Annotated in this window: 7 protein-coding genes; 3 read left to right on the plus strand and 4 right to left on the minus strand. The window is 71.4% G+C overall.

The genetic code is table 11. The features are described from left to right. Positions 1-34 precede the first annotated feature (34 nt). Together AB0B33_RS22390 and AB0B33_RS22395 are read left to right on the plus strand one after the other, a co-directional pair. The gene (locus tag AB0B33_RS22390; RefSeq protein WP_360774802.1) at positions 35-1,258 is read left to right on the plus strand and encodes a hypothetical protein; all 1,224 of its coding nucleotides are present in this window, start codon (positions 35-37) and stop codon (positions 1,256-1,258) included. Positions 1,259-1,499: 241 nt separating this feature from the next. After that, positions 1,500-2,729 (plus strand): glucuronyl hydrolase, encoded by a 1,230-nt coding sequence (locus AB0B33_RS22395; protein WP_360774805.1) that lies wholly within the window; start codon positions 1,500-1,502, stop codon positions 2,727-2,729. 38 nt (positions 2,730-2,767) lie between these two features. On the opposite strand, the gene AB0B33_RS22400 is transcribed toward AB0B33_RS22395, so the two are convergent. Further along, positions 2,768-3,223, minus strand: coding sequence for a DUF4396 domain-containing protein (locus AB0B33_RS22400; RefSeq protein ID WP_247013818.1), 456 nt, complete (start codon positions 3,221-3,223; stop codon positions 2,768-2,770). Positions 3,224-3,488: 265 nt separating this feature from the next. Between AB0B33_RS22400 and AB0B33_RS22405 the strand changes: the two genes are divergently transcribed. After that, positions 3,489-4,505, plus strand: coding sequence for an autoinducer 2 ABC transporter substrate-binding protein (locus AB0B33_RS22405; protein ID WP_247013820.1), 1,017 nt, complete (start codon positions 3,489-3,491; stop codon positions 4,503-4,505). Here AB0B33_RS22405 and AB0B33_RS22410 read toward each other — a convergent pair. The 3 genes from AB0B33_RS22410 to AB0B33_RS22420 all read right to left on the minus strand — a co-directional run bounded on the left by AB0B33_RS22410 (position 4,502) and on the right by AB0B33_RS22420 (position 8,215). Continuing rightward, positions 4,502-6,070, minus strand: coding sequence for an esterase-like activity of phytase family protein (locus AB0B33_RS22410; RefSeq protein WP_360774809.1), 1,569 nt, complete (start codon positions 6,068-6,070; stop codon positions 4,502-4,504). The two genes, AB0B33_RS22405 and AB0B33_RS22410, sit on opposite strands and share 4 nt — an antisense overlap. 91 nt (positions 6,071-6,161) lie before the next feature. Then, a complete protein-coding gene (locus AB0B33_RS22415; RefSeq protein ID WP_360774812.1) occupies positions 6,162-7,454 on the minus strand; it encodes a hypothetical protein in 1,293 nt (430 codons plus the stop codon). Then, positions 7,451-8,215 (minus strand): DUF4239 domain-containing protein, encoded by a 765-nt coding sequence (locus AB0B33_RS22420; RefSeq protein ID WP_247013826.1) that lies wholly within the window; start codon positions 8,213-8,215, stop codon positions 7,451-7,453. Before AB0B33_RS22420 ends, AB0B33_RS22415 begins: the two co-directional genes overlap by 4 nt. Positions 8,216-8,809 lie beyond the last annotated feature (594 nt).

Below are 8,809 nucleotides of genomic sequence, written 5' to 3' on the forward strand. Positions count from 1 at the left end.
GTTCGAGTGAACAGGTGCGAAGGGAGAACCGGGGATGATCCGGATCAGGAAGGCCGGCCGCGTGACCGCGGCGGTTCTGGCCGCGGGGGCGGTGACGGCGCTGGCCGGAGCACCCGCCCAGGCCGCGGCGAAGACCGATGGCGCGAGCTGGACCGCCGATGTGTCCACTGTGGACAGCGATGACGTCAACGTCGCCGGCACCGGCGGAACGCTGACGCTGGCCGACGCCGCGTGGCACAGAACCGCGCGGGTTTTCGCCGGCAGTGAAGGCAGTCTCACCACCGCCGAGCACGCGCTCGGCTCCGCCGCCAACCGCGTCAGCGCGGAACTGGCCGCCGACACGCCGAAGGGGACCTCGGTCGACGTCGACGTCCGCGGCCGGACCGGGGTGAACGACTGGACCGAGTGGACGCCCGCGGGCACCACGCTCAAGACCGCCGTCTCCGCCGTGCAGGTGCGCATCAGCCTGCACAGCAGCACCGACGGCGTGCGGCCGACGGTCAAGGACGTCAAGCTCAGCGCCGACAACGCCCCGCAGGTCAACGCGCTGGCCGCGGCCGCCGCGCTGACTTACAAGGTCTACGGCACCCGCGAGGGCCTGATCGGCGGCACGACCGCGAACGGTCACGTCATCACCAGCCGCGACCACTTCGTCGCGCTGCCGTCCGGAAAAGGCTTGTCCGGCAAGGGATCGGGCACCTACTCCGTGCGCGTCTGCCGCACCGACGGCAGCAAGTGCGAGTACGCGCCGGTGTGGGACATCGGCCCGTGGAACGAGCAGGACGACTACTGGAACCCGGCGGCGACCCGGACCAAGTTCAAGGACCTGCCGCAGGGCCAGCCCGAGGCGTACGCCGCTTACTACAACGGGTACAACGGCGGCAAGAGCGGCCTCGGCTACAAGGTGGCGAACCCGGCCGGCATCGACCTCGCCGACGGCGTCTTCTGGGACGGGCTCGGCATGTCCGACAACGGCAACGTCAACGTCACCTACCTGTGGACCGGCTCCGGCCCGACCGGCGTGGTCAGCACCGCGGGCGACCCGATGAACGTCCGGGCGAGCGCGAGCACGTCGGCCGCCATCAAGGGCCTCGCGGCGAACTACGCCAAGGTGACCATCGAGTGCTACGTCGAGGGCGACACCGTCACCGGCAAGTTCGGCACCAGCAACATCTGGGACCGCATCGGCCCCGGCCACTACGTGTCGGACACCTACCTGCAGACCGGCTCCGACCTCCCGGTGGCGCCGAAGTGCTGAAGCACTGAAGCTCTGAAGCGCGGCTCGAGTGAGCCTCGATCATCGCGTGGTTGACTGCCCTCACCCCCGCGATAACAGCGAAGGCCCGGTGTCCCCCACCGGGCCTTCGCCCTTTTCTCCGCCATTCCCGCTCACCGGGACGTCAATTCACAAGCGTGAATGCGAGTCCGCCGGGTGTACAACTCACGGGTGACCGTGCAAAAATTCCGGGCACTTTCCCCGCACGGAATGGCGGTCCCCTGTGAGCGTTTCCCGGAGAACCCTGCTGACCACCGCGGCCGGTGCCGCGGTGGCCGCGAGCAGTTCGACCTCTGCTTTCGCGGCCACCCCCGAAGTTCCCGACCAGGCCACCGTGACCCGGACGCTCCGCCAAGCGGCCGATTACGCGGTGGCGAAGCTGCGCGCGGTGGCCCCCGGCGTCACCGCGTTCCCGGTCGGCACGAAGTTCGAGAAATGGACCTATTCGCAGAATGGCGACTGGGTCGGCGGATTCTGGCCCGGCCAGTTGTGGCTGGCCTGGCTGCACAGCGGCGAGGAACAATTCAAGACCCTCGCGCTGGCGTCCGCGGAGAAACTCGCGCCGCGCCGGACCGACACCGGCACGCACGACCTCGGCTTCCTCTTCTACCCCTCGTGGGTGACCGCCTGGCGGCTCACCGGCGACGAGAAGTGGCGCGCGGGCGCGATCCAGGCCGCGTCGTCGCTCATCAAGCGCTACAACCCGGCCGGGAAGTTCATCCGCGCCTGGGGTGCGCTGAACGACCCGGACAACGCCGGCCGCGTCATCATGGACACGATGATGAACCTGGACCTGCTGGCGTTCGCGACCGAGCAGACCGGGGACCCGGCGTACCTGGACATCGCGGTCGCGCACGCCAGGACCGCGCAGAAGAACTTCCCGCGTCCCGACGGTTCGACGCCGCACGTGTTCGACTTCGACCCGGTCACCGGCGCGCCGGTCGGGCCGAACACCGTGCAGGGTTACAGCCCGGCGTCGTGCTGGTCGCGCGGGCAGGCGTGGGGCGTCTACGGGTTCACCACGATCCACCGGCGCACCGGCGACCCGGAGTTCCTGACGACGGCGCGGCGCCTCGCGGACTACGCGCTGTCCCGGCTGACCGCCGACCACGTGCCGGTGTGGGACTACCTGGCGCCGCAGGCCCCCGACGACGTCAAGGACGCCTCGGCCGGCGTGATCATGGCGTGCGGCCTGCTGGACCTGGCCGAGCTCACGCACCGCCCGCAGTACCGGGACAGCGCGCTGCGCATCCTGACGGCGGTGTCGCGCACGTGCCTGACGACGAAGTCCACGCGCGCCGAAGCGAGCGTCGCCCGCTGCACCCGCAACCGCCCGGCCGAGGACGGCGTCGAGGTGTCGCTCCCCTACGCCGACTACTACCTGCTGGAAGGCATCCTGCGGGTGCTGGACCGGCGGAAGGTCGACCGCGCGGTCGACCTGTCGAGCGTGTAGCGGCGTCCGGGGAGGCCGCCACCTCCCCGGACGTGTTTTCAGTGCTGGTGGTGCGCGTGCACCTTGGCGTGGCCGAGACCGCGCCCGATCATCCACTTGTTGACCGGCACCGTGACGACGAACGCGATCGCCAGCGACAGCGCCAAGGCCAGCCAGAAGAGGAAGCTGGCCAGCCCCGCGTCCATCGCCCCCGGGATCGCCACGACCACGGTGTTGTCGATCAGCTCCATGACGGCGATCGACACGGTGTCCGCGGCGAGCGCGACCTTGAAGGCGGCCTGGACGCCCAGGCCCGACTTCAGGACCCCGCGCATGGTCAGGCCGTAGCCGAAGACGAAGGCCAGCGCGATCGACAGGACCACGGTCGCCGCGTTGTGCAGGCCGAACGCCGTGCCCAGCACCATGCCGAGCACCTCACCGATGGCGCAGCCGGTCAGGCAGTGGAGGGTCGCCTGGATCGCCGTCGCCCACGAAGCCCCGTGCTGTTCGTTCATGCCGGCGACTATACCCCTGGGGGGTACCAAACGCGAGTTCCGCGAGTCACACGCCGAGCGACGAGGGAAGCTCGAGAGGGCGTCATCGTCACCCTGCGTGGCCGACACCGCCGACCAGGCGATCTTCTTCTCATCCACCCGGAGCAGAACTCACTTCCGTAACCCTTTGCGCACATCCCGTTGACCTCCGTTACCCGGGGCCCTACCGTTCGCCCTTGGTCTCCACCGTGCGCAGACCGTCCGCAAGTCATGAGGAATGGGTGGGATGCGAGGGCCGACGAAGACCTTCCGGCTGGTCGCGACGCTGCTGCTGGGTGCCGTGCTGACGGTCGGGGGCTGCTCGGACCAGCTGGGCAGCGCGCCCGCGCCGGCTCCCACCCGGGTCGCCTTCGTGCCGAAGATCGGGGGCATCCCGTACTTCGAGGCCATGGACACAGGCGGGCAGGAAGCCGCGAAGCAGCTGGGCGTGGCGTGGTCCACGAACGCGCCGGGCAGCGTCGACCCGGCCGCCCAGGTCGCCATCCTCCGTGAGCTGATCGCCAAGAAGGTCGACGTCATCGTCGTGGCGCCCAACGACCCGGCCGCGCTCGCGCAGGTGATCGGCGAAGCCCGGGCGAAGGGCATCCACGTGCTGACCTCGGACACCGATGCGCCGGGCACGCAGCGTGAGGTGTTCGTCAACCAGGCCACCGCCAAGGGCATCGGGACCGCGCTCGTCGACGCGCTGATGAAGAAGACCGGCGGCACCGGGCAGTACGCGATCGTCTCCTGCGGCCCGGCCGCGGCGAACCTCAACACGTGGATCGCGGTCCAGAAGGACTACGCCGCCACGCAGTACCCGAAGGCCCAGCTCGTCGAGACCGTCTACGCGGGCGAGGACCAGGACACCGCGACGAACCTCGCCAAGGAGCTGATGGCCCGCCACCCCGGCCTGACCGGGCTGATCGGCGAGTGCACGACGTCGGCGCCCGGCGTCGCGAAGGCCGTGCGCGACGCGGAAAAGATCGGCCAGGTCTTCACCGTCGGGGTCGGGACGCCGCAGGCGATCAAGCCGTTCCTGCTCGACGGGTCCTGCTCGCAGTCGGTGCTGTGGAACGTCGAGTCGCTCGGCTACCTCACCGCGTGGACGGCGAAGCAGGTCGCCGACGGCAAGCCGCTCCAGGCCGTCAACAAGGTGAGCCTGGAGTTGCCGGCGGTGAAGTTCGACGCCCCGTCGAAGACCGTCCTGCTGGGCGATCCGCTGCTCATCACCGCCGACAACGTCGACCAGTTCAAGTACTAGCGCACGTCGATGGTGACCGTCGCGGTGCTCGTCGCCGCCGGGAGCCTCGTGGTGTCGACGGCCAGGTACTCGCCGTCGTCCTGACGGCCGTCCGGCAGTGTCTTCGGGTGCAGCGCGTACGGCGGTGCCGCGTTCGTCACGCCGTCGATGCCGAAGTCGTTGTCGTTGCTGATCACGACGGTCCGGCCGCCGTCGGTGGTCGCGACGCCTTCGACCTTGTCGTGCCCGAAGAAGCCGCCGCTCGGGTCCAGCCCGGTCACCAGGGCACCGAGGTCGAGGTACAGCTTCTTCGAAACCGGCTTGATGCCGGCCGCGGCCAGGTCGGCGGTCGCCTGGGCGGTGGTGTCCTTGCCGACGTAGGCGTCGATGCTCTTGCCGCCGACGAGCAGCCCGCCCTTGACGGCGTCATAACCCGCGGCGCGCGGGCCGACGTCGGTGGCGCCGCTCAGGTCGATCTCGTACAGCTTCTTGAACGCACCCGGCTCCGGCTTGCCGTCGCGCTCGTCCACCAGGAACCGCGTCGCCGACAGCGCCGTGATCTCGCTGACGGCGGTGCCCGTCGCGTCCGGGTCGTCGAGCAGGTAAAGGTACTCGTGCGTGGCGCGGGTCCGCAGGTCGACGGTGACGATCCGCAACGTCGTCACGTTGCCCGGCTTCTTCGTCAGGTCCGGCTGCTGCAGCGCCGACTGCATGACGCCGACCAGCGTCCGGCCGTCCGGGGTGAGCGCGAGGCCTTCCATGCCCTTGTTGGGGACGCGGTACTTCAGCTCGCCCGGCAGCGAGCCGTCGTACGGCGAGAGGCGCTCGAGCGCGCGGCCGTCGCGGCCGAAGTGCGTGATGAAGGGGCCGTACTCGTCGGACACCCAGAACGTGCCGTCGCGCTGGGCGACCAGGCCTTCGGAGTCGTAGCCGTTCGCGGACTTCGGGAGGGTGTTCCCGTTCAGGTCGACGATGGTCTCGCCGGTGTCGGCGACCGGGCTGACCTGGCCGTTGTACGGCGTGCCGTCCGCCGCGCGCAGCGGGACCACCTTCTCCAGCACGGCCTTCCCGTCCCGCAGCCGGAACTTGCCGATCGCCGGGGTGAACGCGGGCAGCGGCTCGATCTTGCCGCCACCGGGCGCGTCGACGTTCGGGCCGCGGTCGGTGAGGCCGTAGACCTCGTCACGGGAGAGGGGCACCGGGGTCAGCGCCGAACCGTAGGCGCCGCCCTTGACCTCGACGCCGCCGATCGTCGCCAGCGGCGGGAGGGCCGTCGGGTAGAGCTTCACCGCGTCGGAAACGGTGTAGGTGAAGGAATCCCGGCCGGTGAAGCCGGGCGCCGGGGTGTAGTGGAACGTCCCGTCGGCGCCGATCGCCACCGTGCCGTGCGCGGCCGCGGTGTGCCGGACGACCGCGGTGGCCGACCGGTCGTTGCCGAGCACCCCGCCCCGCAGCGGCTGCCCCGCGCGCACGCGGTAGTGGTCGTCCTTCGCCCGCGGGCCGTGGTCGTGGGCCGCCGCCGGTCCCGCCGCCACCAGCGGCAGCGCCAGCACCCCGGCCACCAGGGCGATTCGTACCCGCTTCATCCGGTTCTCCTCCTCCGGCGCGCCGATCGCGCCGGAGGAGGAGTCTGAGCGGCCGAAGTGGACAACGGACGTCTTCGAGAAGGCGCCGGCCTTAACGGTGCCGCCGTCCGTGCGCGGCCGCGGCTCCGCCGCCGAGCACCAGGATCAGCGCGGTGAGCCCCCAGCGGCGTTGCTGCCGGGTCCGGTGCGCGGTGTCGTCGGCCGCCGGCTGCGGTTTCTCGGTCGGCCGCGCGCGCGGTGCGGACGTCGGCGGCGGCGCCGGTGCCGGGGTGACCTCCCGGGGGCGGACGACCGGCGCCGGCGTGGGTGCCGGCGCCGGCACCGGGGCGGCCGGCTGTTCGACCGGCGGCGGCCGCGGCGGTGGCGGGGGTTCCGGCGCCGGGGTGGTCGGGGTCGGCGTCGGTGCCGGGGTCGTCGTCTGCGGCGGGGCCGGTGTCGTGGTCGGCGGCGGAGATGGCTCAGGCGACGACGTCGTGGGCGGCGGGGGCGGGGGTGGCGGCGGGGGCGGCGGTGTTTCGGTGAGGCAGCCGGCCGCGTCACCGCTCACCAGCACCGGCCCGGTCGCGACCTCGACCGCCGGGCCCGAGCCGTCACGCGGCAGCCGGTAGGTGACGCTGCGGTGCCCGTCGCGGTTGGCCGTGGCGTAGATCGCGCCGGGGCCGAGCACGACCGAGCCGTACGCGCCGCCGTCGGGGAACCTCAGCCCGGGCACCGGCACGACCTTCCCGGTCGCCGGGTCGAGCGTGACGACGGCACCGCCGCCGCGCGAAGTCGTCGAGACGCCGTAGAGCAGCCCGTCCACCGGGTCGTAGGCGAAGTCGTCGACGCCGACGGCCAGCGACACCGGCCGCAGCGGCGTCCGGTGCACGACCCGCAGGTAGTCCTGGGTCGCCGGGCTGATGTCCACCGTGTACAGATCGCTGTCCTGCCGGACGTACCAGCGGTTCCCGGCGACCGCGCCGGCGGTCGCGCCGGTGACCAGGCTCCACAGTGGACGCGTCGCGCCCGCGCGGCCGATCACGCCCAGGTCGGTGACGGTGCCTTGGCCGTCGATCCGGACGGCGTGCGCGCCGTGGGCGTACCGGCCGCCGCGGGTGCCGTCGGCGACGCCGTAGACGAGGCCCTGAGCGGCGGAGTACCCCATCGCGTTGATCCAGTACCCGGCCTGCGTCAGGCGTTTCGTGGCACCGCTGGGCAGGTCGAGCAGCCGCAACGTCGTCGGCGCGCCGCTGCGTTCGTTTTCCGCCTGCAGGATGGTGCAGCGGTCCGGCGCCTGGGCCGCCGGCTGCCGGGACGGCGTGAGCCAGCCGGTCGCCGCGAGCAGCGCCGAGACCGCCGCGGCGACGCCGAGCATCGCCGCCCAGCGGGCCCGCGTGCCGGTCAAGCCAGCCGGTCCAGCGCCGTCGTGAACGCCTCCGGCGGCACCTTCGCCCCGCCGCTGAACGGGTTCTGCAGTTCGTGGATCGCGAAGAGGAGCAACGTGATCGTGCCGGCCAGCGTGGACACGATGATGATGTGCGCGGCCAGCCGGGTGCCGCCGAACAGGTTGGGCAGCAGGATCGCGGTGATGATGCTGCCGAGGATCAGCGCGAACCAGACGACCGCGCCGACCCCGCCGCCGCCGGAGTTGGCCAGCCGCTGCTGGCGGGCCTGGTAGACCGACCAGAGCTGGTTGGTGGCCTCGGTCTTGCGGTCGATCTGCCAGTCGCCGTCGACGTCGGCGGCCGCGACCGCCTGGCGCATCTGGTCGAGCTGCGTCCAGCCGGTCGCGGGGATCGCGCCGCCGTCGGCCAGGCGCGGCCACTCCTGGTCCTCGACCGTGCGCGCGTAGGCGACGGCGAGCTCGCGCACCCGGTCCTTCGTGTCGGCGGGCAGCGCGTCGGCCGCCCAGGTGGCCGCGACCAGGCTGTCGGCCTCGGTCTGCGCGTCCTGGCTCGCGGAGCCGACGGAGTCGAACAGGGAGATGAGCACGAACGCGACCAGCACCGCGTGCAGCCCGCCGACGATGGTGAACACCTGGCCCGCCGCGTCGTTGTTGTCGGGCCGGCCTTCGTCCCAGCCGAACCGGCGGACCAGGTAGGCGATCAGGCCCCCCACCAAGGCCGCGCCGGCCACCCAGAGCGCACCGGTCACGAAGATGTTCATCCACGTCCTTTCCCCGCCGGGGGTTTCCACCACCGGGATCACCCAAGTCACCAATCCGGCCGAAAGCAGGCGGACGCGGTCCGCGGCCGATCCACACGACGTGCCGGTTTCCGCCGTGACTGCCGCCGGATTGGTAACCAGCGAGACAGTAGTCACCGGTTTCCGGCCGGACAACCGTACATTGTTCGATTCATCCGGGTGGCCGCACCCCGGTCCAGGATTTCGCCGGTTCGGCCCAGTTCCCGGCGGCCGGACGGCGGTCATCGCTCCGGCCGGCGACCGGCTGTTCCCCTTATGAGCTGGGCACTTCCCGACCGGGTGACGCTCGCACACCGGGGGTGACCGAGCCTCCGGCGGCGGGTGTCCGAAATGGCGGCGCGGCTCCCGTCAATCGAACTCGGTGACCCGATCGTGGCATTGTGCGGTGGCGCGCCGTTGCTATGTTGATTTCGCGACTTCGCTGGACCACGCGAATTTCGCTCCGACGCGATTGATGAGGGGTTTTCGCTGTGACTGTCACCGACCCGGTGGAATCCGAACAGACACCACTGAGCCTCGGCCGCGCCGCCGCCCGGACACTGGCCACCACGACCA

The organism is Amycolatopsis sp. NPDC049159 (genome assembly GCF_040648295.1).
Classification (GTDB): domain Bacteria; phylum Actinomycetota; class Actinomycetes; order Mycobacteriales; family Pseudonocardiaceae; genus Amycolatopsis; species Amycolatopsis pretoriensis_A.

Coding starts and splice junctions, on each gene's coding strand:
- AB0B33_RS22405 (WP_247013820.1), top strand. CDS start 3,489: ATGCGAGGGCCGACGAAGACCTTCCGGCTGGTCGCGACGCTGCTGCTG.
- AB0B33_RS22390 (WP_360774802.1), top strand. CDS start 35: ATGATCCGGATCAGGAAGGCCGGCCGCGTGACCGCGGCGGTTCTGGCC.
- AB0B33_RS22410 (WP_360774809.1), bottom strand. CDS start 6,070: ATGAAGCGGGTACGAATCGCCCTGGTGGCCGGGGTGCTGGCGCTGCCG.
- AB0B33_RS22420 (WP_247013826.1), bottom strand. CDS start 8,215: ATGAACATCTTCGTGACCGGTGCGCTCTGGGTGGCCGGCGCGGCCTTG.
- AB0B33_RS22400 (WP_247013818.1), bottom strand. CDS start 3,223: ATGAACGAACAGCACGGGGCTTCGTGGGCGACGGCGATCCAGGCGACC.